Below are 26,719 nucleotides of genomic sequence, written 5' to 3'. Positions count from 1 at the left end.
ATGCACAGGCGAAGAAGGACGTGATACGCTGCGAAAAGCCGTGGGGAGCTGCGAATAAGCTTTGATCCATGGATCTCCGAATGGGGCAACCCACCTTAAATGCTTGGAAAATCCAGTCTGTTTTAACGAACGGCCTGGGTTTCCAAGCATTGTGATAAGGTATCTTACTTTCGAATACATAGGGGTAAGAAGCGAACGCAGGGAACTGAAACATCTAAGTACCTGCAGGAAAGGACATCAACCGAGACTCCGCAAGTAGTGGCGAGCGAACGCGGACCAGGCCAGTGGCAATGATGAATAAAGCGGAACGATCTGGAAAGGTCGGCCATAGAGGGTGATAGCCCCTTACGCGTAGAACAGTCATTGTCCTTGAGTAGGGCGGGACACGTGAAATCCTGTCTGAACATGGGGAGACCACTCTCCAAGCCTAAGTACTCGTGCATGACCGATAGCGAACAAGTACCGTGAGGGAAAGGTGAAAAGCACCCCGACGAGGGGAGTGAAATAGAACCTGAAACCGGATGCCTACAAACAGTCGGAGCCCGCAAGGGTGACGGCGTACCTTTTGTATAATGGGTCAACGACTTAGTGTAACTAGCAAGCTTAAGCCGGTAGGTGTAGGCGCAGCGAAAGCGAGTCTGAATAGGGCGATTGAGTTAGTTGCATTAGACCCGAAACCGAGTGATCTAGCCATGAGCAGGCTGAAGGTTGGGTAACACCAACTGGAGGGCCGAACCCATAACTGTTGCAATAGTTCGGGATGACTTGTGGCTAGGGGTGAAAGGCCAATCAAACTCGGAAATAGCTGGTTCTCCGCGAAATCTATTTAGGTAGAGCGTCGACCGAATACCCTCGGGGGTAGAGCACTGGATGGGCTATGGGGACTCACCGTCTTACTGATCCTAACCAAACTCCGAATACCGAGGAGTACTAGTCGGCAGACACACGGCGGGTGCTAACGTCCGTCGTGAAAAGGGCAACAACCCTGACCTCCAGCTAAGGTCCCCAAGTCATGGCTAAGTGGGAAAGGATGTGAGGATCCCAAAACAACCAGGATGTTGGCTTAGAAGCAGCCATCATTTAAAGAAAGCGTAACAGCTCACTGGTCTAAATAAGGGTCTTTGCGCCGAAAATGTAACGGGGCTAAAGCCATGCACCGAAGCTGAGGATTTGCACTTTGTGCAAGTGGTAGCGGAGCGTTCCGTAAGTCTGTGAAGGCGGACCCGTGAGGGCTGCTGGAGATATCGGAAGTGCGAATGTTGACATGAGTAACGATAAAGGGAGTGAGAGACTCCCTCGCCGAAAGACCAAGGGTTCCTGCTTAAAGTTAATCTGAGCAGGGTTAGCCGGCCCCTAAGACGAGGCGGACACGCGTAGTCGATGGGAACCACGTTAATATTCGTGGGCCTGGTGGTAGTGACGGATCTCGTGTGTTGTTCAACCTTATTGGATTGGTTGGGCGGCGAAGAGGTTCCAGGAAATAGCTCCACCGTATAGACCGTACCCGAAACCGACACAGGTGGTCAGGTAGAGTATACCAAGGCGCTTGAGAGAACTATGTTGAAGGAACTCGGCAAATTGCACGCGTAACTTCGGAAGAAGCGTGACCCTTTTGTACGCAAGTATGATGGGGTGGCACAGACCAGGGGGTAGCGACTGTTTATCAAAAACACAGGGCTCTGCGAAGTAGCAATACGACGTATAGGGTCTGACGCCTGCCCGGTGCTGGAAGGTTAAAGGGAGGGGTGCAAGCTCTGAACTGAAGCCCCAGTAAACGGCGGCCGTAACTATAACGGTCCTAAGGTAGCGAAATTCCTTGTCGGGTAAGTTCCGACCTGCACGAATGGCGTAACGACTTCCCCGCTGTCTCCAACATAGACTCAGTGAAATTGAATTCCCCGTGAAGATGCGGGGTTCCTGCGGTCAGACGGAAAGACCCCGTGCACCTTTACTATAGCTTTACACTGGCATTCGCCAAGGCATGTGTAGGATAGGTGGTAGGCTTTGAAGCAGGGACGCCAGTTTCTGTGGAGCCATCCTTGAAATACCACCCTTATCTTCGTGGATGTCTAACCGCGGTCCGTTATCCGGATCCGGGACAGTGTATGGTGGGTAGTTTGACTGGGGCGGTCGCCTCCGAAAGAGTAACGGAGGCGCGCGATGGTTAGCTCAGACCGGTCGGAAATCGGTCGTCGAGTGCAATGGCATAAGCTAGCCTGACTGCGAGACTGACAAGTCGAGCAGAGACGAAAGTCGGTCATAGTGATCCGGTGGTCCCGTGTGGAAGGGCCATCGCTCAACGGATAAAAGGTACGCCGGGGATAACAGGCTGATGACCCCCAAGAGTCCATATCGACGGGGTTGTTTGGCACCTCGATGTCGACTCATCGCATCCTGGGGCTGGAGCAGGTCCCAAGGGTATGGCTGTTCGCCATTTAAAGCGGTACGTGAGTTGGGTTCAGAACGTCGTGAGACAGTTCGGTCCCTATCTGCCGTGGGTGTAGGAATATTGACAGGATCTGTCCCTAGTACGAGAGGACCGGGATGGACGTATCTCTGGTGGATCTGTTGTCCTGCCAAGGGCATAGCAGAGTAGCTATATACGGAATGGATAACCGCTGAAGGCATCTAAGCGGGAAACCAACCTGAAAACGAGTGTTCCCTATCAGAGCCGTGGAAGACGACCACGTTGATAGGACGGGTGTGGAAGCACAGCAATGTGTGAAGCTTACCGTTACTAATAGCTCGATCGACTTCTTCGTTCCCATTGTTCATGCTCATCAAGCGAAGCTTGATGATCTGTTCTGTCTTCACGCTGACGTGGCCTTCGGCCACTACGCTGCAGACGGCGCGCCAAACGATTGGCGACGGACTAGCGTCCTGTATGGGCGCCACGCTCGACCTCGAGCAAGGCAACATACGGATAAGTCACAGAAACGACGTGTAAATTAAAAACGAAGCGCAAGCTTCCCAGCTTCTCGAAAACAACGTTCATGTGAAAACATGAACAATGTTGCGTTTTGCCGACCTGGTGGTTATCGCGGGGCGGCTGCACCCGTTCCCATTCCGAACACGGCCGTGAAACGCCCCAGCGCCAATGGTACTTCGTCTCAAGACGCGGGAGAGTAGGTCGCTGCCAGGTCTGCAAAACGCATCAAAAATCTTCTCATCACATCCCTCGGCCCAGCCGAAAAAAAGGGCCGCCAAAAGCGGCCTTTTGCAGTTTAAGACAAAACTTAAGGAAAACGCCAAGTGCGTCCCTTACAGGAGATAAATTGCTCCGCAATTTACTCCGGCAAAGATCCGTCGTCGCTAAAGCAACGACGTAACCGCGACATTCGGCCTTGCCGAATGCGCTGGACGCGGGGTGGAGCAGCCCGGTAGCTCGTCAGGCTCATAACCTGAAGGCCGCAGGTTCAAATCCTGCCCCCGCAACCAAACCCCTACGCTACAGTATTCCACAATAGCCAAAAAACTACGAGCCAGCGCGCTAAACAGCCACGATCAAACAGGCAAAATTCTCGACTTAACAAAGCTCCTCCGCGTCAGCGTCGAGGAGCTTTTTGTGTTTCTGTTGCGTGTCGATCTCTCAACCTCCATGACCTTTGACCCTGTCCCCAGACTTTGTCCAGTTTTGAGTTCGCTCCAGCGGTTTGGGTTGCTGTATTCTGGACGGTAACGGCGGGTTGAGGTGCGGATCCATTCTGGCTTCGCAGCACCTCATCACGTCACGTCGCGGGTTGATTGTCTGAGCGAAGAACTAGGCGGATGTCAGCCACCCGAGTCCAGAGTTTAGTCGATGATCGTTGGAATCGCTGCGCCAGTTTGAAGGCGCTGGTCGGGCGTATTGTCGATAGGCCAACTGCATTGTTATAATTCTGTCAGTGGCCGTAGCAATCGGTTGTCTCCTGCCTCGCCGTTCTGTGCGGCCATACGGGCGTATCGAGCAGGAGGGATGCCGGTGCGTCGGGCAAAAGCCACGCTGAACGTACTTGCTGATCCATATCCCACCCGCTCGGCTACATCGTCGATTGCGAGATCACCACTCCGCAAGAGCTGCCTCGCCAACGCCATACGCCATGTCAGCAGGTATTCCATCGGCGCAACCCCGACTATTCGGTTGAAGCGCGCAAAAAATGCCGAACGGGAGAGCGCCGCCTCTTTCGCCAGATCAACGACGGTCCAGGGATGGCCGGGACGGTCATGCATAGCCCGAAGTGCCGCCGAAAGGCGCTCATCACCAAGCCCTCTGCCGAGGCCCTGTGCAGAATTGGTGTCGGTTGAGGACCGTAATGCCTCGATCAACAGCACCTCGATAAGTCGTTCCAGAACCGGTTCGCGCGCTGCGCGCCGTTCCTGCGTCTCCTCGTCGATCAACTGCATCAACGTCGCAAGCCGGGGTTTCTCGCGAACCAGAATCACGTCCGGCAACAAAGAAACGAGCAGGGCCGCATCCGGTGTGCCGAAGCTGCAATGTCCGATACGCATTCGTAGTGCGGGTGGGCCGTCATGTGGTCCCACACGAAAATGTCCCTCATTGATCTTTGTCGGAACCGTTGCCGGCAAGTCGGCTGTGGCGTCGGAGCTTTCATTGACGAGATCGCGCATGGCAGGCGCGAGAATGAAGTCTCCGGCCTGCAGGATAAACGTTTGTCGGCCACCGAAAGTGACCCGGCATTGCCCTTCCAGGATGGCACAATAAAACGGATCGCCTGTGCCCTCACGACGTATGCGCCATGCACCGGCGCACTCCACCAGTTTCGACGCCCGGGCGGCGGGTTGCAGGAGTGCAACGATCTCGGTGAGTGGGTCTGTTGTCATATCCAGGACTATTACTAAAGAAATGAGGAGCCTGGAACATATAAAGTCTCCCTTCGGGTCGCTACCATAATGACACAGCCACCTATGGAGAAAATAATGCCCGCAATTCTGATAACCGGTTGTTCCTCGGGCTTTGGCCTGGAAACTGCAAAACTGTTCCTCGAAAAAGGTTGGGACGTGATCGCCACGATGAGAACGCCCGACGAGAGCTTACTCCCTGCGTCCGGGCGTCTGCGTGTTCTAGCACTCGATGTCACCGTCCCGGACAGCATCTCACAGCTTGTGAAGGCAACGGGTCAAATCGATGTGCTCGTCAATAACGCCGGGTTCGGAGCACCATCTCCTGTCGAACTGATTGCATCCCAGACCGCACAGGCACTCTTTCAGACGAACACGATAGGCACTCTGGCGATGATCCAGGCCGTCGGCCCGCAAATGCGTCGTCGCCGGGCCGGCGTCATTATCAACGTTACGTCCTCGGTCACACTGAAACCGCTGCCGGTCATCGGGGTTTATCGCGCCAGCAAGGCCGCAGTGAATGCGCTCAGCGAGTCCCTTGCGATTGAAATGGAGCCCTTCGGCGTTCGCGTCCACATCGTTTTGCCCGGACGTTCGCCGGAAACGAGTTTCGGCGCCAGTGCCCGCCCACACCTGCGCGGCATGGACGATGCGGACTATGCGCCTCTTTTGCAGCAGTTCGTCAGGAATGTTCAGGACGACAAGGGCCCTGTGACCCACGCGCGCGATGTCGCGGAAGCGATCTGGAAGGCTGCCACCGATCCGTCTGCGCCACTGCGCATACCGGCAGGTGCAGACGCAGCGCTATGGATGGCTGAGGCGGGCCTGTAATCAGCGAAATTGCGATCCGTCGCTTCTCTGTCGAGCGTTTGCTGTACCCGGTCATTCCAGATCGGGTACAGCGCTTCGAATTCTGGCTCAGACCTGCCGCAAGCCGCCATCGACGCACAGTTCGGCACCGGCGATGTAACTCGCCTCATCGCTCAACAGGAACAAGGCAGCTGCAGCCACTTCGGCGGGTCGCGCCATCCGTCCCATCGGGATCGGAGCGACAATGGCCGCACGCATGTCTGGCTGAACCGCAGCCATCATTTCCGTATCGGTTGGGCCCGGTGCGACGACGTTAACGCGTATACCTTTGGATGCCAGTTCTGCAGTCCAGGTTCGTGCATAGGAACGCACGGCTGCCTTGGTCGCAGCATATGTGCCATAGGAAGCATAGCCGCCGCTATCGGCAATTGACCCGACGAGGACGACCGAGCCGCCTTCCCTCATCGCCGTCAGAGCCGCCTGGAAGCCGAAGACCATTCCTCGAACGTTGATGTCGAAGTGGCGGTCAAAGTGTTCAGGCGTTATCTCCGTGATCTGGGCGGGCTCGGAAAGACCGGCGTTCAAGACCAGCGCGTCGATACGGCTGTGTTCCCTTCTCACTTTTTCGACCGCCTCCCGCATATCTTCGGGGAGCGCCGCATCGGCGACAATGCCGACCGCACCATGACCGATGGCACTTGCCGCCCTTTCGGCATCTTCGCTTCGGCGACTGGTGATGAAGACCATCGCTCCTTCGGCCGAAAGCCGCTCTGCAATTGCCAAGCCGATACCCTTGGCGCCCCCGACAATCAGGGCAACCTTGTTACTCATCCGAGCCATCGTAAGTCCTTTCAATTGATGGTCGCTGCATGATATACATTAGATATCTGGTATCAATTACGCACCTTAAGTAGCCTAGATATGGACGAGTATACTGACCTTGAAGCACTTTCTCAGTGCGCCCTTAGAGACATGGCGCAGGTTCGCCCCGTGCTCGACAAGATCGCGGACAAATGGACAATCCTGATCCTGACGGTGATTTGTCCCAGGCCCTCGCGCTTCAACGAGATCAAGCGCCGTCTCGACGGTATCACCCACAAGGCCTTGGCCGATGCTCTAAAGAGGCTTGAGCGGAACGGTCTTGTGACGAGGACCGTCCTGCCGACCCAGCCGGTGGGTGTAGAATACGCGATCACCCCGCTGGGCCATTCTCTGCGGCAACCGTTTGAGGCCCTGTGCTCATGGGCAGTAGCTAATGGCGATAAGGTCGAGGCCGCTGCGCTGCTTTATGACAACAGGGCAAATCATCGCTGATATCCCGATGGCCGCTTGAGCACCTGCTGGCCGGAAGGTTCGTCGTTTTAAACCGGAGAGCCATACCCGCTAAGCAGGGCGTTTCCGCTAATCTTAGAATGGTTCGGATCTGCGGTCGCCGAACAGTTCACCTCGTTGAACGAAAGGAGATCGGCATTATCTAGGAGAGATGCGGAAACTCGAGAAGAGCGATATCGAACTGATCAGGACGTGGATGTTGTCGCCTGCGATGACGCTGGGATCGTCCGTGCGAGCGAAAGGCATTCTGCAGGAAATGCAGGCCCGACTGCCTGCGGCTTTGAAGAAAGCGATCAGCCTGGAGGGCAACGAGATCACGCTCGCGATGCCAGCCCGCGACAAAAACGCCTTCGACGCCGCTGCGAGGACCGTGGCCGGCGTGATGATTGAAGCCGAAACTCTTCCGGTGATCCCGCGCGAGATACAGGACATCCTCGCCATCAAGACGAGCGAGCGACATCGCTGGCTTGCGGATGGGCGTCTCAAGAGCGCCGGGACGAGAACCGTGCGGCTGAACGGCCGTGCCCGGCGGATCACCTTCCATGTCTTCGATCCGAAGGTGGTCGAGGACCTTCTCGATCGCGGGGTCGTGGAAGAGTGGCGGGTGGAGGACGCCGAGGCGAAGGCAGAGAAACGACAGAAAGCGGCCTATCAGAGGCGGCTGGCTCGATCGCTCAAAAAGAAGATGACGCCGGGAGACAAGACGGGTCAAAAGGTCGACGAAGGTGCGACCGACCTTCGTGGATGGGGAGAGTTCGATCGGGATGGGTTCCTTCGGTAGGCAATCGGGCCAAACGTGGTGCCTCCAGCGTTACGGAACGTTCTGTTGTTATCACGCAGCATCAATCGCGGCGCGGGCCTGGGTCGACCTTCGCGGAATGGAAGGTGGCATAGACTTCCGGCCGGGACATAATGGAAGCCGCCCCACCACAATGTGGGATAAACTTCTGATTGAGGGAACAAACAGGGCAAAATCCCCGTTGCTCGTCACAATAATTTCTTTGGAGGCGCGTCATGAGACTCAAGCTGGCTTTAAGCGTGGTTCTAAGCGTTACCTTTACGGCGGCAGCGGCGGAAGTGCGGACCCAATTACATCTTTACGGCACCGTTCCGGTGACGGGTAGCCATGTACTGGAGATGGCCTATCAGGCAGCCCTCGACAGATGCAGTATCGAACGTTACCCATCATATGGCGACGTGGGTTTCTATGCAGGTGCCTATGGCTCCGCCCAGGTGCGCAGTTGCATGTATCGCAAGGGTTTCGTTTTTGAGAATGGTGAGCCTTTCGCATATCCTGTGAGAAAAGCGACCTACCTTTCATGGTGACGAGATCACGAAACGTCTGACGGCGGAGCGCCTGAGGGTTGCAACCTCGGAGTGAGGGCCGTCTTCGTAATTCACAAGTTGCGGATTTCAGGAGCATGTGATTTTTCAGTCGAGTGGCCCGAATCCGTATTGAAAACCGGCGGCAGAGTATCGATTTCAGGGGTAACCTGGAGGTCGAAATGATCTACGTTATTTTCGCGTTGTGCGCGCTCGCGGTAACATTCTTTGCCTGTCGGTATTTCGCCGCCAAGGCTCTCCTTGTCCAACGCGAAATCGACAAAGCCATCGCAAGGCGGTTTGAATCGAGCGGAAAGGTTATCGAACTGGCGAAGCTGCGAGAGGAAAATGCGGTCATGCGTAATCTTCTGCTGGATCTTCTGGAAAACGAAGCCGTTTTTCCAGTCCAGTCAGCACCTCCATCAAGGGTCGATTTGCGCAGGATGGGCGCCGCAAAGGTCCAGAGGTATCGCGAAATACTTGCTGAAAGTCAGTACGTCTTGCAACAGCGTGGAGCCATTGGGGTCTTCGAAGACCATGGCGCATTCAAGGACGATCAACGCAGGTCTTGAGTTTAGGAACAGCTCGCGGAGCTTCCTCGTGGGAGTGCGGTAGGAAGAAAGGCCTGAAGTTTTCCTTGTAGAGCGAGGCAGCCTCACGCTCCTGGATTGCTTTACCCGATGCGACCGTCTGACGAACCGGTTCTGCGTGGACTTCATCTGGAATTCCCGGTGTGTTTTGACTATCAGGGTAGCGCCTCGCGTCGCAGCTGGAGCGAAGCAAAGAGTGTATTCGCATGAGAGCTGACAAAGGAATCCGGATGTCGATCACTGTACAGAGAACAATTCCTGCCGAGCGGATGCGCCAGTTCCATCAGATGGTTGATCGCTGGCTGGAAGAAGGTCCGATCAAGCTCGCGACGAACGCAACGATAACCGCCATGGAGAACGCCGGCATCCCAAAGGCCGAACAGGCAGCGATCATCGAGGACCGCGATATCATCATGAAATACAATATGCGCCTCGGTGTAATCAGCGAGGTATTCGGCCCCGCCATCGAGAAGGCGGTGGGGTCGTACCGCTCGGGAAGTGAAGCACAGGACGAGATCGCGCGTTTGATTGTAACTGCCATGGGTCTCCGGCAGGACGATGACAGCGAACTGGTCACGTTCACCTTCACGACCCAGAGTGAGGCAGATGTATTCGAAAAAGCCACTTGAAACATCAAATTCTGCCCGCCGCGCGCGGTCGCCTGCGAATCAGAGCTTGGGAACGTGACCGTCAATGCGGCTGAAGAGCAGGCAAGATTAGCTCGGGGCTGTCATCGATCAATGTGATCTCGTCCTGGGCGAACTCATCGATGGTATCGGCGATGGGACCGATATCGCCGGCATGAAGCGCGGTCGTTTGTCGACACTTTCACCAAGACAGTCGGTCAGGCGCCAGCAGCATATCTCACGGATCGGTCTTGCACTGGGCCGGACGCACCTGCTTTCCGGCAGGAGCGTCAAGGCCGTCGCCGCATTCGTTGGGTTTGGTAGCGCTGAGGCCCTTTGTCGATCATTTAGCCGCAAACACGGCTATCCCCCCAGTCGGGAGGTTAGGGAGGCCTAGCAACCGTGTCCACGAGAACGGTTATGGGCGTTAAGGGAAGCGCATTCTTCTCTCAACCACGCTGAAAACAAACCTGCGCCCGTGCGCGGGCTTCGCCAGCGCATCTGCAACCAAACTCCTCGATCGCATTGATACCGCCTATCACTAAGCATGACTAAGCGCCCGGCAAGAACATCGTCAATAGCCAAGTGTTCGCTTAACAGCGCTGCACCTAGCCCCTCGATCGCAGCTCTGAGTATGGCTGTCGCTTCCCGCAGGCGAAGTGCCAAGAGTGTCGGGCTCTTTGGAACCGGCCCCTCCCCGAACCACCTAGACCAATCTGTCCCGAAGGTGTCAATTCTGGGTATGCCTTCAAGCGTATCTCCACACTCCCGATACAGCTTTGCTAATCGCGGCGCAGCGACCAAAACCAGGTGATCGACCCAAAGTAATTCGCTGTCCTGAGGTGGCGAAGCGATCGATGCGGTGACCACGCTGATGTCGGCTGCAGTATCGACAACCCCGGGGTTGGTCCCAACAACTTGTAGCGGCACATTGGGATGTAGTCTCTGAAACAAAGCTAGTCTGGGGAGCAGCCAATGGTTCAAGACCGATCTCGCACATGAAATTGTGACAGGTGTCTCCTGAGCCGCGACCGCATTCGTGGCCTCAAGCAGATCGTCGAGTATCAAGCTTAACCTGGTTCCGAATTGTGCGGCCGCTGACGTCAGTTCCACACCGGCCGGTATCCTATTGAAGAGATCGCGCCCCAGGTGTTTCTCGAGCTGGCGAACGGACTGGCTTACAGCAGACTGCGTGACATTCAATTCCTGGGCGGCGGCAGTAAAGCTACCCAATCTTGCGGATGCTTCGAATGCCCGCAGAGCGGTTAGGGGTGGAAGGTGTTTGATAGGCATCACTATTAGTACCACTAATGAGCGCGGCAAGAAAATACCGTTCGACGCAGTCCGGTCATTCGCAATATTAATGGCCATGCGCCGCCCGGCGAGCGTTCCATCGGACTAGCTATTACACGAACTCGCCACACGATTTGTGTCTTGTACCAGCGCCAATGTTATCGTTCGAGACTGCGGCAACCGTTCAATTCCCTACAAGGGCATATACATGCTTAAACCCAAGCTCCTCCTGGGCTGTAATTTTTCCGACCGGTTCAACCGCCTTCTTTCCATGCATTATACGATTGCAGGCCCCTTTGAAGTCTCGCGCATTGATGAGCTCCTGTCTGCTTCAGTCGATGCAAGGGCCCTCATCACCAAAGCAGGCCTCGCAAGCAATCAAGAGATCATCGATGTCTGCCCAAGCCTTGAGCTGGTGGCCTGTTTTGGCACGGGTTACGAAGGCATTGATTTGGCGCGTGCACTGGAGCGAAATCTCATCGTGACACATAGCCCAGGCGCAAATGCTTCGAGCGTCGCTGACTTCGCGATTGGTTTGATCCTCGCGTCCACACGTCAGATACTTGCAGCTGACCGCTTCGTTCGCGAAGGACACTGGGTTGATAGCGGAGTGGTCAATATGCCTGCAGTTCCGGGCTTGAGGGGCGCTAAGCTTGGCATCTTCGGGCTCGGGGCCGTCGGTAAGAAGGTGGCGAGTAGGGCGGTGGCTTTTGATATGGAGGTCGGTTACCACGGCCGGTCTCCTAAAGACGGCGTTCCCTACCTATTCCTTCCGACGCTGGAGGCGTTGGCAGATTGGGCTGACGTGCTGGTCATTGCTGCACGGGCTGATGGTAATAATCGGCATATCATCAACCAAGACATTATGAGACGCGTTGGTACCTCAGGACATATTATCAATATCGCGCGCGGCTCTTTGGTCGATCAAATGGCGCTTGTCGAAGCCCTTGAGAAAAAGACGCTGGCTGGCGCCGCATTGGATGTGTTTGAAAACGAGCCCAATCTGCCGGAAAGGCTATTGAAAGCGCCCAATCTCGTACTTTCCCCGCATTTGGCTTATGCAACCATTGACGCGCGAAACGCTCAGGAGGACATGGTATTGGCCAACCTGGAAGCACACTTTCACGGCTTACCCGCCCCAAATAGAGTACCATTTGTCAGCGACTGATCCACATTCGACGACAAGGCCTTCGGTGTATTTCGCGACCCTCACCGCGAAATCAGTTCCCAGTATCCCAGCGCGGCTGCCGACGTTGACGTCAGGTAGGATATTCCGCCTTTGGGGTCCAGTGGAAGCAACCCGCCACGAGCCGGTTTTCTCTTTTCCGCTCGCGGCCATTTTTTGGGGTCCAGAATGACCGACCATCCCTGCAAACGCTTATCGAGCCGCTGGCCGGTCCATGTCGGCAAAGACTTTGACGGCTTGATCAATTTTACACGGACGATGCCACGTTGGTTGTCAAGGCAGGCATGTATGCCAGAGGCAAAGATCAGATCAGAAAAGCGTCTGAAGCGATCTCCGCCATTTCCAAGGGTCGCTTGAGTGTTCGGCAGGGAAAGATGGAGATGATTGAGAATGGAGACATAGCGTTGGCGGGCCTCTATCGATCAATCCATCAATCGGAAAGCGCGACTGGAAACCGATATCGAATTGCCAGACGGATTGTTGGAAGCGTCTCCATAATATTCGATCGTGGCCGGCACGTCCGCGACATAGATCATTATGTAGCCAATCTCATTCGACGTTCCTTCTGCGGTTCAGATGCATATGCATCCCTCTAGTCGAACGCTCGCAACTCGCGCCGCATCAGGAGCCACCATGTCAGGGTCAAGAGAATACCGATCCCAGCGACGAGTATGGCGCTGAACGAAAACGATACCCAGCGCATGAGCCCGACAGTCAACGCCGCACCGATGCCTATGCAGATCTCCTTGATGAACATGGTTTTCTGCCGGACAGAATAGTAGTCGATATGACCAAAGGTACATTCTGCCAGCGACATCAGGAACACCCAGACCACAGCGCCGGTGAATGTATGCACGTGGAATGCACCCGGAAAAGCCAGAAGAAGAAAGCCGGAGAAGATAAAGGCAAAGATCACCAACAGTCGGAAGCGGCCGGTCATCTCGATGAATTTTAACGTCGGTATCTGGCCAAGGACCACCACCGCACTGTTGAGGATGATCATCAGACCATACCAAGCAGGAAGCGACTGCCCCGATTTCAAAATTGTCTGTGGTAGCACCGAAAAAACACCAAAAAGCATCATTCCCATTGCTGTGCCGACAGATATCCACGCGACGATGGCACCGGCTGATTGCCCCTGGAATATTTTGACGTGAATGAGGGTTGTATCGAAGCGTCGAGGCATTGCGACAAGCGCGCAACCCGCGATCAGCGCGGCGGCGCCCCAGAAAAACACGTCCTGTCTAAGAAATGGCAGCATGATCACAAGTCCCGCCGTGAACGCACCGACATTCATGGCGATGCGGTTATTGGCCGAGCCGCGTTTGGATTGCGCAGCGACGTTCTTGATCAGATAGCCGCTGTTTGCCGCGCCATAAGAAAAGAGGCATGCCGCAGAAAGCGATTGTATCAGGCTTCCATTGAGAGACAGCAAGCCGGCGCCTGCCGCCATGGCGGCAAGTGAGACCAGCAAGGACCGGCCACCAAACAGATGAATTGTCACTGGCAGCAAAACGAGGCCAAAGCGATAGCCGAGGGCCAGCACGGTATTCGTGGTAGCATCGAGCCAGATATTAGCTTCGCCCAAAACGGCAAAGAGCGTGACTGCCGTCACGATACGGATGCTGATTAGATTAAAATCATATGTCAATCGGCCACGGGAGGCCCCGATTTCAGGTTCGGCAATTTCAGCCACTTTTCAAGCTCCGCTGGACCTTAACGCGAGAGGCGTCCAGCCCTGTTGTTTTATGAATTGGATACGCCGTTTTTGCAGTCTGGGATGGCCTTTAGAAGCAGGTTGGAATAGATTTCAGTGATCACGATCTGGAATAAATGGCTTTACTAATGTTGGATCCCGAGGCGGTGCTGACCTTCATTTTGGTGAGCGAACACAAGAGTTTTACCAAGGCGGCGCACGCGCTTAACACCACTCAATCGGCCGTCAGCATGCGTTTGCGTCGGTTGGAAGAACAATTGGGGGTCCTGCTTGTCGAGCGATCGACACGGAGCCTGAAACTTTCCTCGCCAGGGCAGGCTTTTATACAGCCGGCGCGAGACTTTCTGAGCGCGCATGACCGGGCGATGGGAATGTTCGAAACGCATCGACCACAATTGAGCATAGGAATAAGCCACCATTTGGTGGGCCTCGACGTCTCACAGGTTTTAGCATCTATCGCTCGCGAGAATCCCGGCCTGATTGTCAATCTCACTGTGGACGGATCGCAGGCCCTTCTCGCCCGCTATGAGCAGGGCGAAATGGACGCAATTATTTTGATGAAGCACGCCTCAGGGAGACGGCATGGAGAGAAGATCGGCGTTGCCCGTTTTGGCTGGTTCGGGGCGCCGGATTTCGAGAGCGGGACGTGCGAAGAAATTCCGATCGTCATCTATCCCGAAGGATGCAGTATGCGAAATATGGTCATTAACTCGTTGGGCGATGCGAACGTGCAATGGCGCGAAGCCTTCATCGCTACGTCAGCCACTAACCTCCGCGCGGCGATCCTGGCGGGATTTGGCGTCGGCGCGCTATCGATCAATGTGACAGAAAACGGTTTGCTCGACCTTGGCGATACTTTCGGCCTTCCGCGGCTGCCGTCTCGCGATATTATGCTCTTGTCGCAGGTCCGCTCGCACCAGGCGCAGCGAGGCATCGAGACGATCAAAATGGCAATCAGCGATTTGAGTAACAGCTGAAGCGAACTGCGGTTTCGTCGGGCTTTCGGCAGGTCGGATTCCGTATGCGAAAGCGGCGGTCATCTTGTCGAGTTTACGACAGGTTGCCGACTGATCTGCGGGGCGAAAGGAGATACTCGTGGATGAAAACAGCCTCCACGTTCATCTTGCGCCGATCACCAGCGGTCGCCGAGGGTGCATTCGTCAGCCATGGCGCTCCAGTGCTCCAGCCGATTGAAATCTATCGCGACGCGCCGACCGTTGAGGTCACGTGGCATTACGCATGTTCATCGCGCCATGCGGCGCAATGCCAGGGGGTCCCATATGTCGTCGAGTGGACCTTCGAGAGCGGTTCGCGGCGAAATGAGCGTCGGTTCGATAATGGTGACTTCGGGTTCGGTCCGGTTCTCTGCCAGAAGTTCGAACCCCTTGTTGAGCATTTGCGCTATATCGGGCTTGATCATGTAGACCGGGAACGGAAGGAACGATGCGAAGGGGTCGTAGTCAAAACAGCCGACAACGATATCGCCAAACGCCTCGCCGTCATGGCGCCCCATGAAACGCAGCAATCCTTCGAAATTGATCGATGAATTGACGAAGAAGCAGCGGGGCAGGCGGCCTTTGCGTTCAAAGAAACGTTCGAAAGCGAGTTCCGTCATGCGTGGTGAATAGCCGGTGATTTCGATATCCTCTCCGTTATCGACCCCGAAATAGGCGGCCTTGGTGGCGTGGAAGCCATCTATACGAGCGCGGCTGGCGTGGTCCGCACCATGTCTGTTGTCGGAAATGACCGAGGGTACAAATTTGCCGGGAAGGTCAATATTGACATGCGGCAGTGCTGCGCGGGCGCAGACCTGGTGCACGCCGTCGGGATCGGTCGCGCCCGCAATGAAGAGTGCATCGATCGAATAGGCGATCAGTGTCTCCACCGTGCGGCGTTCTTCTTCAGGATCGCGCCGCCCCGATACAACCATCGGCGAAAGGCCGCGCTTGCGTGCCTGTCCCTCGAATGTTTGTGCCATCGAGGAAAAGAACCGGTTGTCATAAATCGGGACCAGTAGGCCAATGAGTCCGGATTTCGAGCTCCTCAAACCTCTCGCCTGCAGGTTGGCGGTGTGTCCGTCGTCGAATGATTTGAGACTTTTTGGGCTTTGGAAGAATGGAGTTTCGGGCTCGGTTAGCTGGTTAATTTAAGCCGCTTTGGCCTGGTGGTTCAAGCGGCGCTGTCTGATGGTTTCTCGTTTGATCCTTTCACGTTCGAGCAGGATTGTTTGGCCGCGTCCGAAGTAGACGTCGGCGGGCGTGAGATTGTCGAGGCTCTCGTGGTATCGGCGATGGTTGTAATGCTCGACGAAAGCCGCGATCTCAGCTTCGAGGTCTTCCCGGAAGAAGTAGTTTTCCAATAGGATGCGGTTCTTCAGCGTCTGATGCCAGCGTTCGATCTTGCCCTGTGTTTGCGGATGGCCGGGAGCGCCATGGACCTGGTCAATCTTGTATTTCTCAAGCCATTCACCGAGATCGGAAGCGACGTAACACGGACCGTTGTCGGACAGCAGGCGCGGCCTATGTTCGACCTTGACCTTGTCGCAGCCTGAGGCGGCCAGTGCCAGGTCGAGCGTGTCGGTGACATCATCGACTTTCATGCTGGTGCACAGCTTCCACGCAATGATGTAGCGGGAATAATCGTCGAGGATGGTCGACAGGTAAAACCAGCCCCAGCCGATGACCTTCAGGTAGGTGAAGTCGGTTTGCCACATCTCGTTCGGCCGCGTGGTCTTGTCCTTGAACTCGTTGTTGGCCTTGATGACGATATAGGCTGGCGAGGTGACCAGGTCATGGGCCTTGAGTAGGCGGTAGACCGAAGCCTCTGAGACGAAATAGCTTTCCATGTCGGTGAACTTCACCGCCAGCTCGCGTGGCGACAGATCGGCATGATCGAGCGCGAGTGTGATGATGCGATCCCTGATATCGTCGGGGATACGGTTCCACACCCGTGACGGCGCGGATGTCCGGTCTTCCAACCCCTCAACACCGTGGGTCTGGAAGCGATCATACCAGCGATAGAAGGTTGGTCTTGGAATGCCGAGCTTGTCGAGGGTTTGCCTGGCTGGCAGATGAGACCCCTCGACAAGCCGGATGATCTCGAGCTTTTCGGTGGCGGGATATCTCATTCTTCGTCGCCCCCATCCGCGATCATGCTTTTTTTAAGCAGGCGGTTTTCCAGGGTGAGGTCGGCCAGCGCCTCTTTCAGGTCGCGGCTTTCACGGCGCAGCGCCTTGACCTCGTCACTGGTGGCCGAACGGGCGGTGTCACCAGCAAGCCGCTTCTTGCCAGCTTCGAGGAATTCCTTCGACCAGCTATAATACAGGCTCTCGGCGATCCCTTCGCGGCGGCAGATCGCGGCAATACTGTCTTCACCGCGCAGACCTTCCAGCACAATGCGAATTTTCTCCTCCGACGAATGCAGCTTGCGCGTCGCGCGGCGAATATCCTTGATCGTCTTCTCGGCCGACGATGTCTGCGGCCCGGTTTTCTGTCTCATCTTCGCTTCCTTTGAATGAGCTACGATGAGCCGAAAATCCTCTCTTCTCAATTAAACCAGTTCTGTCTCATAGGCGTTGATGGCGGACAGATCGATATAGACTTCCGCGTTCGGATAGTTGTTCCTGCCGCCGGCGATCAGGCCGCCCATGTGGTCCTGATGCATGTGCGTCACGATCACCGCGTCAATCTGATCAAGCCGCAGACCGAGCCTGGCAAGCGCCTGCGGCAGGTTGCCGGTTTGCCCGATGGAGCCCGCTGCGCCGGCATCAATCAGGATGCGGCGTTGGCCGTCATCGACGAGATACTGATTGAACAGAAACCGCACTCCGCTTGGCCTGGCGGTGAACTGGGCGGCAGCCGCCTGTTCCACCTGGGCCGGATCCCGCCCCGGGAAGAAGTTGTAGGGCATATCCGCATAACCATCCGTCAGCGCCGTCACCGTAAAGCGGCCGATGCGGATCTGTGCCAGCGGGGTTACGCTGGCCAACGTCGCGACCGGTTCCGGCGTTGCGGCGATGGCCTGCGCACTATGGACCAGTCCTCCCGCGAGGAGGCCAAAAGGAAGGGCGCTTGCAAAGGCACGACGCGAAAGATCGGGCATGATGTCTTTCTCCTTATTGTGGCAATGGGGAAGATCCCCGACATCATGAAAGCTAGGATATCCAAAACCGATAGGGTATCCTGCGATTTCAGGAGATTACCTCTCAATTTATGGAAGGATGGAATGGATCGGTTTGAAGCGATGTCAGTGCTGCTCGCGGTGGTCGATGCCGGCAGCCTCTCGGCCGGCGCACGGCGATTGCAGGCGCCGCTCGCCACGGTCAGCCGCAAGGTCGCCGACCTCGAAAAGCATCTTGGTGCCCGTCTGGTGCTGCGTACCCGCCGCGGCCTGACCTTGACGGAGGAAGGGCGAAATTACGTCGCCGCTTCCCGGCGTATTCTGGGGGAACTGGACGCGGCTGAGCGGCAGGCGAGCGGCGATTACGGCGCGCTGCGCGGAGGGCTGCATATGACCGCTCCGATCGCGTTCGGGGAGCGCCACGTTCTGCCCATAGTGCTCGAATTCCTGAGGGAACAAACCGAAATCGACATGCGGCTGACGCTGACGGACCGCCAGATAAGTCTGGCGGATGAACCCGTTGACGTGGCGCTGCGTATCGGCCATCTGGCCGACAGCGCGCTGATCGCAACCCGTGTCGGTTCGGTCCGTCGAGTCGTCTGCGCCAGTCCTGACTATATCGCCCGGCGAGGCGTTCCGCTTGATCCCGATGACCTCGCCCAGCACGACGGTATAAGCTTCCAGGGCTTCGCAACCGCGCCCGAAGTTCGTTACCGCCGCGACGGGACGGCCTTCACTGTCGAACCCCGCCCCAGGCTTGCGGTCAACACGACAGAGGCCGCAATTCAGGCAGCCATGTCCGGTATTGGCATCATCCGGGTGCTCTCCTACCAGGTCGCCGATCAACTGCGTTCCGGCGCCTTACAGGAAATTTTGACCGAGTTCGCACCTGAACCTTTGCCTGTTAATGTCATTCATGGGCCGGCCGAGCCCTTGTCGATGAAAGTGCGGTGCTTTCTCGACTGGCTCACACCCCGCCTGCGCGAGCGGATGGCTCAATGAGGTCCGCTCCGGACCCACGGCCGATTTGCTTCATTTCTGCAGCCAACCGAGCGCAAGGTCGCCTGCCTCATGTCGTCGGAGGCGTTCGCGCGGTCAGTTTATTTCCATCCGGATCGCGAAGATATGCGACGAAAGCCCCGTTCGGCCGCGCCGTCGGCGGGCTCTCGATTGCCGTGCCGCCATGCGCGACGCCGGCGGCATGCCAGGCTAAAACATGATCGGGGGTCGCCGCCGCAATACCGATCGTTCCGCCGTTGGCGGCAGTCGCCGGCTTGCCATCGATCGGTTTCGTGATCATGAGCCGCCCACCCTCATGGGCGTAAATCAGTCGGCCTCTTGCATCCATTTCGCCGGGCTTGCCGCCCAGTGCAACAAAGACGGCATCGTAGAATTTCCTGGCCCGCTCCAGGTCGTTGCTGCCGATCATGACGTGGGTGAACATGTTTTATCTCCTCTCAGGTGTGGCGGTCTTTTCTGACGTTCAGCGGTCGAAATTTCCCAGATATCGGGCAGGTGATGTGCCAAGCGCTTTCTTGAACATGGTTATGAACGCAGACACGGATTGATATCCAAGATCGCCCGAAACCTGCTGCACCGTTGCCCCCGCGGCAAGGCTTCGGATCGCGACAATCACCTGCAATTGCTGTCGCCAGCGGCCGAAGGTCAGGCCCGTCTCGTTTTGGACGAGGCGGGCAAGCGAATTCTCGCTCATCGCCATTCGTTTTGCCCATTGTGCCATCGTACTACGGTCGGATGGATCTTCCGCCAGTTCCGATGCAATGCGTGCAAGCCGGGGCTCATCCGTCAGCGGCAGATGAAGATGCTCAACCGGCATCCGCGACAAGGCCGACAGAAGCAGGGTTGCCATGACTTCCGAGTCAGCAGTCGCCACAGCAGACTGGTCGGCCATCTCGATGATCAACTCCCTGACGAGCGGGGACAGGGAAAGCGTGCAGCACCGGTTCGGCAGATCGGCGGCTCCCGGCTCGATGAACAGGAAGAACAGACGCGCGTTGGCGGTCGCCACGTTGCTGTGACGCATGCCTCCTGGAACCCAGACGCCACAATGAGGCGGAACCATCCACATGCCGCTTGGGACGCGGCATGTCACGCCTCCCCGCAGAGGCATGACAAGCTGGCCCTTGCGGTGCTGGTGTTCCGGAGCCTCGCGTTCGTTCTGCGACACGTCGATCCTCACAGCGCGAACGCGCGACGAGGAGCTTTCGAGATCATGGTCGGCGAGGGCGCCGGACAGGGATATCGGCGTCTGGTGGTATTTAGTTATCATTAGAGAGAATATCTAAATTCTTCTTCCGGTTTTGTCGATAGGGTCATCCGGAAAGATGCTGGAGAAGAAGATTATGGCACTTCAAAAATACGACGACCGCTGGTGGTCGGATATTATCCGGACTGAAATTCGTCTTCCCCTGAAAGGACCTCGCGGGTTCTGCGCCCTTCTCCCGTTACGACCGGGAGCAAGGTTGGCCCGGGCTACGGTGCTGAAAAAGATGACAGACGGGCTCGTTTCGAAAGCCCGAGCGCTCGTTGCCCGCCACCCACCGGCCATGTCGACCGGTGAGTCCGCCGACCCGGCCGAAGCCTATCTGCACGCCTGCCTCGCCGTACCCTTCTTTTGTTATGTGTCGCCAGCGACTTATGGCCTCGCAGACGAGATCACCAGCAATAAACAAGGCATCGAGCGTAGCGCCCCCGCGCCGGAGGATGCGGTGTGAGCAGCCGGCCAGTTGTCACCAGCGGGAACGTCGTCTTTTCGCTGAAATCATTCCTTGCGGCCATGCTGGCATATTTTGTTGCCATCAGCTTCGATTTGAACCGACCGTCCTGGGCAGTTGCAACCGTCTATATTGTCGCTCATCCCCTCTCCGGTGCGATATCGTCGAAATCGGTATATCGGCTTCTGGGCACGGTCATCGGCGGCGGTGCGACGATCCTCATGGTCCCGAACCTGGTGAACGAACCGATATTGCTTTCCGGCGCGATCATCGTATGGGTCTCCGGGTGCACCTTTGTCAGTCTTCTCGATCGCACACCACGCAGTTATGTTTTTCTGTTAGCCGGCTATACCGTTCTTCTCGCAGGACTGCCGCTCGTCAACGCCCCGGCAAACACCTTCGATATTGTCGTTTCCCGCACCGAAGAGATCGGGCTCGCGATCATATGCGCGTCGATTGTCAGTCACGTTGTTTTTCCGGTTCACGTGGGGACAGCGCTTCTCAACCGGATCGATGGATGGATGGCCAGGGCGCAGAAGCTTTTCGAAGTCACAGCAACCGGCAAAATGGACGAAACCCAAAATCGGATGGAACGCCACGCCCTGGCGGGGGAGGCGGCCGATCTGCGGTCGTTCGCGGTGCATCTTCAGTATGACGGATCCAGATACCGAAGCAGAGTGGCTCTGGTGAAGTCGCTGCAGCACCGGATGGTTTCCTTCCTGCCCCTACTGAGCGAACTGGAGGATTTGCGACGATCGCTGGGGAGGTTGGACCCTGCCGGCCGGGAAAAGGCATTGGCGATAGTCGCGGAGGCGGATTCGCGTCCGGGAGGCTCCTTCTCCACGATCGGTGCGCTGGCCTTCCCCGGCTCGCTGCCGACATGGGAAAAACTCCTCCTTGTCAATTTCGCCCGAGACTTGCGGACTTTTTCCCGGCTCTCTGACGAGTGCCTTACTCTTCGAAAATCCATTGAAGATGAAAACGGAGCAAGAGGCGCCCGCGCGCCCGACAGAGCGCCCGCACCGCATCGCGATATCGGAATGGCGTGGCTGTCGTCGGTAACGGTTGCAGTATGCCTCGTAACATCGCTCTTCTTCTGGATCGCCACCGGCTGGTCCGACGGAGTTACCTTCGCCCAGATATCCGGTGTCCTTTGCTGCCTCCTTGCCACCATGGACGACCCGGTTCCTGCCATGCGCAAGTTTGTTAATGTGACGATCGGTGCAGCCATTGCGGCATTCGTCTACGGCTTTGCAGTCCTTCCGGCAATCGACGGGTTTGCACCGCTCTCTGCTGCTTTGGGGTTGTTTCTGATACCGGCGGGCATATGTCTTGCAGTGCCTTCACTCGCCATTGTCGGCATGGGGCTTTGCATAAACTTTCCCCTTCTTCTCACCCTTCAGGCATATCCCGCGACAGACTTCGGCACATTCGTGAATGCCGCGGGGGCGACCATACTCGCAATGGTCTGGACGATCACGGTTTGCGGTCTCTTTCGATCCGTGCGAGTTGAGACAAATGTGAGAAGGCTTCTTTCTGTTGTCCGGAAACATGTCGCGAACATCGCCGTTGGTAAACAAACCGACGTTCTCGCCGCCCATTATCGCATGATTGACGTTGCCGGCCTGTTCGCCTCAAGACTGGCGAAACTGCCTCCGGCGTCGGAGGTCGGCGGCTATGACCCGTTAAGGGATATCCGGGCAGGGCTGCATCTGATTGCAATGCAGGAGCTTTTACCCAAGGTTTCGAACGGTATTCACCTTGCTGCGCAACCGGTCTTTCAGGCGGTCACAATCCTATACCGCGGCCGTGCCGGTAAAGGTGGAGAAATCCTGGAAAGCGCCGTCCGGGCGCTGGATGATCTGATCCTTTCTCCTGCGGCCATCACCGTGATGGATGACGAACTTCTGCTGCGCGCCGCTGCTCTTCGCCTGTGCATTGCTCCGGACGCTGACGCGCCCGTTCCCCAGATACCCGGGTCTTGGAGGAAAGCCGCTTGAAGGAACAGGTCGATCTCTATGGCATTTTTCTGCCCTCGTTCGCAGCGCTCGCATTGTTTGCGTATGCAGGATTTCGTCTTCTCACATCACTTCTCGAAAAGATGGGGTTTTACCGGATGGTCTGGCACCGCTCCCTGTTCAACCTTGCGCTTTACATTACCCTTGTCGGCGGATTTTCTGCCGCTATCGACTGGTTTCCATGATCATGAAAAATCTGACGTTTACCGCGGGTCGAGTGCTTCTCACCTTCTCCATGACGGGATGCGCTGCGGTGCTGGGCTGGCACCTATGGTCTTTCTACATGGAGGCACCATGGACGCGTGATGCCCATGTCCGGGCGGATATCATCCGATTGGCACCAGATGTTTCCGGGCCTGTCGCCGAGGTTCTGGTGTCGGACAATGCACAGGTGGAGAAGGGAACGCCGCTGTTTCGCATCGAAACAGATCGCTTCGAGCTCGCGTTGCGCGAGGCAGAAGCGCAGGTAACAGCGACAAGGGCGGCGGCGGAGCTGGCGAAAACCGATTTCGAACGGTATCAACTGCTTGCGTCAAAGGAGGCGGCAAGCCTCAAGGAGCGTCAATACGCCGAAAGCCGGATGTATCAGGCAGAGGCCGCCTATCAGTCTGCGCTGGTTGCCCGCGATCTGGCAAGGCTCAACCTTGAGCGCACGACGGTCAGGGCACCGGCATCCGGTGCAATCACCAACTTTTCCCTGCGCAGGGGTAACTATGTCGTTTCCGGCAACGCCGTGGGAGCCCTGGTGGAAGAAGAATCCGTCTATGTCGCAGGATATTTTGAAGAAACGAAGCTCCCCCGGATCCACATTGGCGATCCGGTAACGATCAGTATCATGGGCGAAGCTCAGTCGGTCACCGGACGTGTCGCAGGCATTGCCGCGGGCATTGAAGATCGGGAGCGAAGCGATAATGCGGGTTCTCTGGCAAGCGTCGCTCCGACATTCTCATGGGTCCGACTTGCCCAGAGAATCCCCGTGCGGATTGAGATCGATGACGCCCCAAAGACGGTTCGGCTCGTTGCGGGAAGAACCGCAACCGTTTCGATCGAGCAGAGGAGTAACCAGGCGGCACTTCGTCATCCGTTACCCTCCGCGATGACACCCTGATCGCTACCGAAGCAGAGTTTTGAGGGGGGCCGCGGTTCCAAGCCACGGCAGGCCGAGATGGAACCGCTGGTGGCAGAGACCGTTCGTTCCATGATCCAGGGGGAGCGCGATGTTTGAAAATTTCAGGCTGGAAATGATCAATGTCCCGGAAACGACACTACGGGTTCGCCATGGCGGCAAGGGCCCGCCGCTTCTTCTGCTTCACGGACATCCGAGAACACACACAACCTGGTACAAGGTGGCTCCCATTCTGGCCGACAAGTTCACGGTTGTTTGCCCCGATCTGCGAGGTTTTGGCAAGTCTGGCAAGCCGTCTGACCCCTATGATCATGAAGCGTCGTCAAAGCGGGCCAAGGCTCGTGACTGTGTTGCGCTCATGGAACATCTCGGTTTCGACCGGTTCTTTCTGGCCGGCCACGACCGTGGAAGTTACACGGCATTTCGCACCGCGATGGACCACCCGGCAAGAGTTGAGAAGCTCGCGATCCTCGACGGTGTTCCGATCCTCGAAGCGCTGGAGCGATGTAATCTTCGCTTTGCACAGCAATGGTGGCACTGGTTCTTTTTTGCTCAACACGACAAACCCGAGCGGGCCATCCTTGCCGATCCCTTGGCATGGTATGGCGGGAGCGAGGCTTCGATGGGAAAAGAAAACTTTGCGGACTTCCGCTCGTCCGTCGAAGACCCCAGGACTGTTCAGGGCATGCTTGGTGATTATCGCGCGGGTATCCACATAGACCATCTCCACGATCTTGATGATCGAAATTGCGGAAGAAAGCTGACATGCCCACTTCATGTCCTTTGGTCGCTGCAGGACGATCTGGAAATGTTGTACGGAGATGTCCTGTCGGTATGGCAGCCCTGGTCAACCCTTCCCGTTTCGGGTCTGGGAATAGACGGCGGACATCACATGGCAGAAGAGGCTCCAGCGGAACTGGCGCATGAGCTCATCTCGTTTTTCACCGCATAAGGCTATCGATTTCGTCCGCCCCTTGCTGTGTAGGCGATGGGCATTGTCGCCGGATTTTACCGCCCCGCAGTCGAATACCCGAGACCATAGAGTTGCCCTCTTCCATTCGATCAGGACCGCGACCTCAATCCGGAACGGAGCAGCAGCATAAAGGCGGGCGCACCGATAATTGCGGTGATGATGCCCGCCGGAAGTTCAAGTGGCGCGATAATGCTGCGACCGATCGTGTCGGCGAAAGCGAGCATCACAGCGCCGAGCGCCATCGCGACAGGAAGGCTTTTTGCATGGCGCGCTCCGGCAAGGAGCCGAGCCGCGTGGGGCGCGAGCAAGCCAACGAAACTGACGGCTCCGATGGAAGAAACGGCGATTGCCACCGCGACGGCGGCATAGAGCATCGCGTATTTGCTCGCATTTCCCGTCGCGAGGCCCAGTGAGCGGGCTTTTTCGTCCCCAAGCAAAAACGCATCAAGATGACGGCTGAACAACAGGCCGGTGGCCGACAGGGCGAGGACCCATGGCATCAATACGACTGCGTCGGCGTAGCCACGGGCGTGCGTGGAGCCGATGAGCCATGAAAGTGCCTGCGCCGTTTGCAGGCGAGCCTCCACGACGATGATCGTTGCGGCCGCGCCCAGGCTTGCTGCGATTGCGACACCGGCCAGGACGAATTTCTCGGGAGAATATTTTGGCGCCAGCAACCGGAGCAGCAAGAGCACGGTAATGGCCCCGGCCAGAGCGACCGCCTGGAAAGTTGGCGTTGCGGGCGCAAATCCCAACAGGAGCGCGACGAGGCTAAACAGCGCTGCTCCCTGTGTAAGGCCCAGCGTCTCCGGCCCGCACAGCGGATTGCGCGTCACCGCCTGAAGGACGGTGCCGGCAGTAGCCAGCAATGCACCACAGCCAAGTGCCACAAGAAGGCGAGGCGCGCGCAGGTCGAGGTTTCCCGTCACCTCGGCAATCGTCAGTGACAGCCCGTCGCCTGTCGCGAGACTTGCCGCGATGACTATCAGGCCCAAGGCGGCAAGCGCTGCCGCGGCAAGGGGCAGGGGCGGGGGCGCTATCCCTACGGGCAAGCCGATTCGGCGCTCTCCCCCGATCTTCGCCTTCCGGAGCAGGAGCAGCATGGCCGGTGCACCAAGGCAGGCAACCGTAACGCCTGTGGGTATGCTCGTGCCATTGTGCGCGAGGGACTGCGTGACGACATCTGCGAGGAGCAGGGTGTTTGCTCCCCAAACCATCGAAAGCGGCAGATGGCGATGATGCCGAATTATACCCAATGCGCGCAAAACATTCGGGACTGCAAGGCCGATGAAGCCAATCGGCCCTGCGAGGGTAACGGCGGCGCCGCAGAGAAGAACGCCGACGAGCAGACCGAAAAGTGTGACGGCCCGCGTCACCCCGAGACTGGCCGAGGCCTGATCTCCCAGTCCCAGCAAGTCCAGGGCGCGCGCCATCACCATCAGCATCAGGAAAGAAAGTAACACCAAGGGGATCGCCGTGGTGACCCTGGCCCATCCGGTCTGGTCCAGGATACCGGAGGACCAGAGCAACAGACCGGACGCCCGTTCGTCGGCGAGAAGCACGATGGCCGATGATATGGCGGAAAAACAAAGTGATACGGCGATACCCGAAAGAGCCAGCCGGCCGGGCGCGGCTTGAAAGCCGCCTGCCAGCGCGAGACATGCAGCTGCGCCGGCGAGGCCGCCTGCGCTTGTTGCGATGATGGGTGGTAGAGCCAAGGGCAGCAACAAGGTCGATACAACGAGGAAAAGCTGCGCGCCGCTGGTAACGGACAGTATATCCGGAGCCGCCAAAGGGTTTCGCAAGACGGTCTGGAGAACCGAACCTGCCAGCGCGAGGGCGGCGCCAGTTGATATTGCTGCGACCATACGCGGCGCCCGGGTCGTTTCCAGAATTGCCTGCGCGAGTGTTTCCGGGGCTGTCGGAAAAAGAAACACGTCCCTCCAGCCGACCAGACTGCTCCCCACTCTGAGTTCCAGCGCCGCCAGGAGCAGCAAAAGGATCACGCCAACGGGCCAGACAAGGGATGGAG

Annotated in this window: 21 protein-coding genes, 1 tRNA gene, 2 rRNA genes and 3 pseudogenes (1 of these 27 only partly in view); 17 read left to right on the top strand and 10 right to left on the bottom strand. The window is 57.1% G+C overall.

What is annotated here, in order from left to right; all coding sequences use genetic code 11:
- From BTN45_RS19035 to BTN45_RS19025, 3 genes are all read left to right on the top strand, one after another.
- Window positions 1–2,762 (top strand): 23S ribosomal RNA (locus BTN45_RS19035) (it extends 38 nt beyond the left edge of the window).
- A 265-nt stretch (window positions 2,763–3,027) separates the two neighbouring features.
- A 5S ribosomal RNA gene (gene rrf, locus BTN45_RS19030) occupies window positions 3,028–3,142 on the top strand.
- A gap of 219 nt (window positions 3,143–3,361) precedes the next feature.
- Window positions 3,362–3,438, top strand: a tRNA-Met gene (locus BTN45_RS19025).
- A gap of 189 nt (window positions 3,439–3,627) precedes the next feature.
- On the opposite strand, the pseudogene BTN45_RS19020 reads toward BTN45_RS19025, so the two are convergent.
- Both BTN45_RS19020 and BTN45_RS19015 read right to left on the bottom strand, forming a co-directional pair.
- Window positions 3,628–3,847 (bottom strand): annotated as a pseudogene (locus BTN45_RS19020) (IS3 family transposase); the annotation flags it as partial.
- 23 nt (window positions 3,848–3,870) lie between these two features.
- Window positions 3,871–4,821: an AraC family transcriptional regulator gene (locus BTN45_RS19015; RefSeq protein WP_207590555.1), complete on the bottom strand. Its 951-nt coding sequence runs from the start codon at window positions 4,819–4,821 to the stop codon at window positions 3,871–3,873.
- A gap of 96 nt (window positions 4,822–4,917) precedes the next feature.
- Here BTN45_RS19015 and BTN45_RS19010 point away from each other — a divergent pair, with 96 nt between their 5' ends.
- Window positions 4,918–5,670, top strand: a complete 753-nt coding sequence (locus tag BTN45_RS19010; RefSeq protein ID WP_207590553.1) for an SDR family oxidoreductase — start codon at window positions 4,918–4,920, stop codon at window positions 5,668–5,670.
- Window positions 5,671–5,757: 87 nt separating this feature from the next.
- On the opposite strand, the gene BTN45_RS19005 is transcribed toward BTN45_RS19010, so the two are convergent.
- Window positions 5,758–6,489 (bottom strand): SDR family oxidoreductase, encoded by a 732-nt coding sequence (locus BTN45_RS19005; protein WP_207590551.1) that lies wholly within the window; start codon window positions 6,487–6,489, stop codon window positions 5,758–5,760.
- A gap of 81 nt (window positions 6,490–6,570) precedes the next feature.
- On the opposite strand from BTN45_RS19005, the gene BTN45_RS19000 reads away from it, so the two are divergent.
- From BTN45_RS19000 to BTN45_RS18970, 6 genes are all read left to right on the top strand, one after another.
- Window positions 6,571–6,963: a helix-turn-helix domain-containing protein gene (locus tag BTN45_RS19000; protein ID WP_022563258.1), complete on the top strand. Its 393-nt coding sequence runs from the start codon at window positions 6,571–6,573 to the stop codon at window positions 6,961–6,963.
- 169 nt (window positions 6,964–7,132) lie between these two features.
- Window positions 7,133–7,762 carry a hypothetical protein gene (locus BTN45_RS18995; protein ID WP_207590549.1) on the top strand — a complete coding sequence of 210 codons (630 nt, stop codon included), beginning with the start codon at window positions 7,133–7,135 and terminating at the stop codon, window positions 7,760–7,762.
- A gap of 233 nt (window positions 7,763–7,995) precedes the next feature.
- The gene (locus tag BTN45_RS18990) at window positions 7,996–8,307 is read left to right on the top strand and encodes a hypothetical protein (RefSeq protein WP_207590547.1); all 312 of its coding nucleotides are present in this window, start codon (window positions 7,996–7,998) and stop codon (window positions 8,305–8,307) included.
- A gap of 179 nt (window positions 8,308–8,486) precedes the next feature.
- Window positions 8,487–8,876 (top strand): hypothetical protein, encoded by a 390-nt coding sequence (locus BTN45_RS18985; protein WP_112416201.1) that lies wholly within the window; start codon window positions 8,487–8,489, stop codon window positions 8,874–8,876.
- 224 nt (window positions 8,877–9,100) lie between these two features.
- Complete coding sequence (locus BTN45_RS18980) at window positions 9,101–9,523, top strand: hypothetical protein (protein ID WP_082055359.1); 423 nt, start codon at window positions 9,101–9,103, stop codon at window positions 9,521–9,523.
- Between the two features lie 1,498 nt (window positions 9,524–11,021).
- Window positions 11,022–11,981 (top strand): 2-hydroxyacid dehydrogenase, encoded by a 960-nt coding sequence (locus BTN45_RS18970; RefSeq protein ID WP_207590540.1) that lies wholly within the window; start codon window positions 11,022–11,024, stop codon window positions 11,979–11,981.
- Window positions 11,982–12,591: 610 nt separating this feature from the next.
- On the opposite strand, the gene BTN45_RS18965 is transcribed toward BTN45_RS18970, so the two are convergent.
- On the bottom strand, window positions 12,592–13,695 hold the full coding sequence (locus tag BTN45_RS18965) for a hypothetical protein (RefSeq protein ID WP_207590538.1): 1,104 nt from the start codon (window positions 13,693–13,695) through the stop codon (window positions 12,592–12,594).
- Window positions 13,696–13,844: 149 nt separating this feature from the next.
- Here BTN45_RS18965 and BTN45_RS18960 point away from each other — a divergent pair, with 149 nt between their 5' ends.
- On the top strand, window positions 13,845–14,693 hold the full coding sequence (locus tag BTN45_RS18960; RefSeq protein WP_207590537.1) for a LysR family transcriptional regulator: 849 nt from the start codon (window positions 13,845–13,847) through the stop codon (window positions 14,691–14,693).
- Between the two features lie 266 nt (window positions 14,694–14,959).
- Here the strand turns inward: BTN45_RS18960 and BTN45_RS18955 are convergent.
- The 3 genes and pseudogenes from BTN45_RS18955 to BTN45_RS18945 all read right to left on the bottom strand — a co-directional run.
- A pseudogene (locus tag BTN45_RS18955) lies at window positions 14,960–15,790 on the bottom strand (LacI family transcriptional regulator); the annotation flags it as partial.
- Between the two features lie 72 nt (window positions 15,791–15,862).
- A protein-coding gene (locus BTN45_RS18950; RefSeq protein ID WP_111794956.1) for an IS3 family transposase occupies window positions 15,863–17,214 on the bottom strand; the annotation gives its coding sequence in 2 pieces (ribosomal slippage) (window positions 15,863–16,878 and window positions 16,878–17,214; 1,353 coding nt in all).
- Between the two features lie 90 nt (window positions 17,215–17,304).
- Window positions 17,305–17,817, bottom strand: a pseudogene (locus BTN45_RS18945) (MBL fold metallo-hydrolase); the annotation flags it as partial.
- A gap of 123 nt (window positions 17,818–17,940) precedes the next feature.
- Here BTN45_RS18945 and BTN45_RS18940 point away from each other — a divergent pair.
- Window positions 17,941–18,837: a LysR family transcriptional regulator gene (locus tag BTN45_RS18940; RefSeq protein ID WP_207590535.1), complete on the top strand. Its 897-nt coding sequence runs from the start codon at window positions 17,941–17,943 to the stop codon at window positions 18,835–18,837.
- 67 nt (window positions 18,838–18,904) lie between these two features.
- Here the strand turns inward: BTN45_RS18940 and BTN45_RS18935 are convergent, their stop codons facing one another.
- Both BTN45_RS18935 and BTN45_RS18930 read right to left on the bottom strand, forming a co-directional pair.
- Window positions 18,905–19,279 carry a VOC family protein gene (locus BTN45_RS18935; RefSeq protein ID WP_022563187.1) on the bottom strand — a complete coding sequence of 125 codons (375 nt, stop codon included), beginning with the start codon at window positions 19,277–19,279 and terminating at the stop codon, window positions 18,905–18,907.
- A gap of 39 nt (window positions 19,280–19,318) precedes the next feature.
- Complete coding sequence (locus tag BTN45_RS18930; protein WP_022563186.1) at window positions 19,319–20,125, bottom strand: helix-turn-helix transcriptional regulator; 807 nt, start codon at window positions 20,123–20,125, stop codon at window positions 19,319–19,321.
- Window positions 20,126–20,345: 220 nt separating this feature from the next.
- Between BTN45_RS18930 and BTN45_RS26400 the strand changes: the two genes are divergently transcribed.
- The 5 genes from BTN45_RS26400 to BTN45_RS18905 all read left to right on the top strand — a co-directional run bounded on the left by BTN45_RS26400 (window position 20,346) and on the right by BTN45_RS18905 (window position 24,666).
- Window positions 20,346–20,570: a hypothetical protein gene (locus BTN45_RS26400; protein ID WP_246751711.1), complete on the top strand. Its 225-nt coding sequence runs from the start codon at window positions 20,346–20,348 to the stop codon at window positions 20,568–20,570.
- Window positions 20,567–22,570: an FUSC family protein gene (locus BTN45_RS18920; protein WP_207590533.1), complete on the top strand. Its 2,004-nt coding sequence runs from the start codon at window positions 20,567–20,569 to the stop codon at window positions 22,568–22,570. The genes BTN45_RS26400 and BTN45_RS18920 overlap by 4 nt, the downstream gene beginning before the upstream one ends.
- Window positions 22,567–22,773, top strand: a complete 207-nt coding sequence (locus BTN45_RS18915) for a DUF1656 domain-containing protein (RefSeq protein WP_004446037.1) — start codon at window positions 22,567–22,569, stop codon at window positions 22,771–22,773. Before BTN45_RS18920 ends, BTN45_RS18915 begins: the two co-directional genes overlap by 4 nt.
- 2 nt (window positions 22,774–22,775) lie before the next feature.
- Entirely contained in the window at window positions 22,776–23,696 is a 921-nt protein-coding gene (locus BTN45_RS18910) for an HlyD family secretion protein (protein ID WP_207590531.1), read from the top strand.
- Between the two features lie 109 nt (window positions 23,697–23,805).
- Window positions 23,806–24,666: an alpha/beta hydrolase gene (locus BTN45_RS18905; protein ID WP_207590529.1), complete on the top strand. Its 861-nt coding sequence runs from the start codon at window positions 23,806–23,808 to the stop codon at window positions 24,664–24,666.
- Between the two features lie 110 nt (window positions 24,667–24,776).
- On the opposite strand, the gene BTN45_RS18900 is transcribed toward BTN45_RS18905, so the two are convergent.
- Window positions 24,777–26,693 carry an iron ABC transporter permease gene (locus BTN45_RS18900; protein ID WP_246751710.1) on the bottom strand — a complete coding sequence of 639 codons (1,917 nt, stop codon included), beginning with the start codon at window positions 26,691–26,693 and terminating at the stop codon, window positions 24,777–24,779.
- Between the last annotated feature and the right edge of the window lie 26 nt (window positions 26,694–26,719).

The organism is Rhizobium sp. ZX09, from assembly GCF_017357485.1.
Taxonomy (GTDB): Bacteria; Pseudomonadota; Alphaproteobacteria; order Rhizobiales; family Rhizobiaceae; genus Agrobacterium; species Agrobacterium pusense.
The sequence above is the reverse complement of the archived record's forward strand: the minus strand, read 5'-3'. Positions and strand labels throughout refer to the sequence as shown.

Bases quoted from the DNA above. Each gene is read 5' to 3' on its own strand.
- BTN45_RS19015 (WP_207590555.1), bottom strand. From the start codon at position 4,821: ATGACAACAGACCCACTCACCGAGATCGTTGCACTCCTGCAACCCGCC.
- BTN45_RS19010 (WP_207590553.1), top strand. From the start codon at position 4,918: ATGCCCGCAATTCTGATAACCGGTTGTTCCTCGGGCTTTGGCCTGGAA.
- BTN45_RS19005 (WP_207590551.1), bottom strand. From the start codon at position 6,489: ATGGCTCGGATGAGTAACAAGGTTGCCCTGATTGTCGGGGGCGCCAAG.
- BTN45_RS19000 (WP_022563258.1), top strand. From the start codon at position 6,571: ATGGACGAGTATACTGACCTTGAAGCACTTTCTCAGTGCGCCCTTAGA.
- BTN45_RS18995 (WP_207590549.1), top strand. From the start codon at position 7,133: ATGCGGAAACTCGAGAAGAGCGATATCGAACTGATCAGGACGTGGATG.
- BTN45_RS18990 (WP_207590547.1), top strand. From the start codon at position 7,996: ATGAGACTCAAGCTGGCTTTAAGCGTGGTTCTAAGCGTTACCTTTACG.
- BTN45_RS18985 (WP_112416201.1), top strand. From the start codon at position 8,487: ATGATCTACGTTATTTTCGCGTTGTGCGCGCTCGCGGTAACATTCTTT.
- BTN45_RS18980 (WP_082055359.1), top strand. From the start codon at position 9,101: ATGAGAGCTGACAAAGGAATCCGGATGTCGATCACTGTACAGAGAACA.
- BTN45_RS18970 (WP_207590540.1), top strand. From the start codon at position 11,022: ATGCTTAAACCCAAGCTCCTCCTGGGCTGTAATTTTTCCGACCGGTTC.
- BTN45_RS18960 (WP_207590537.1), top strand. From the start codon at position 13,845: ATGTTGGATCCCGAGGCGGTGCTGACCTTCATTTTGGTGAGCGAACAC.
- BTN45_RS18940 (WP_207590535.1), top strand. From the start codon at position 17,941: ATGGATCGGTTTGAAGCGATGTCAGTGCTGCTCGCGGTGGTCGATGCC.
- BTN45_RS18935 (WP_022563187.1), bottom strand. From the start codon at position 19,279: ATGTTCACCCACGTCATGATCGGCAGCAACGACCTGGAGCGGGCCAGG.
- BTN45_RS18930 (WP_022563186.1), bottom strand. From the start codon at position 20,125: ATGATAACTAAATACCACCAGACGCCGATATCCCTGTCCGGCGCCCTC.
- BTN45_RS26400 (WP_246751711.1), top strand. From the start codon at position 20,346: ATGACAGACGGGCTCGTTTCGAAAGCCCGAGCGCTCGTTGCCCGCCAC.
- BTN45_RS18910 (WP_207590531.1), top strand. From the start codon at position 22,776: ATGAAAAATCTGACGTTTACCGCGGGTCGAGTGCTTCTCACCTTCTCC.
- BTN45_RS18905 (WP_207590529.1), top strand. From the start codon at position 23,806: ATGTTTGAAAATTTCAGGCTGGAAATGATCAATGTCCCGGAAACGACA.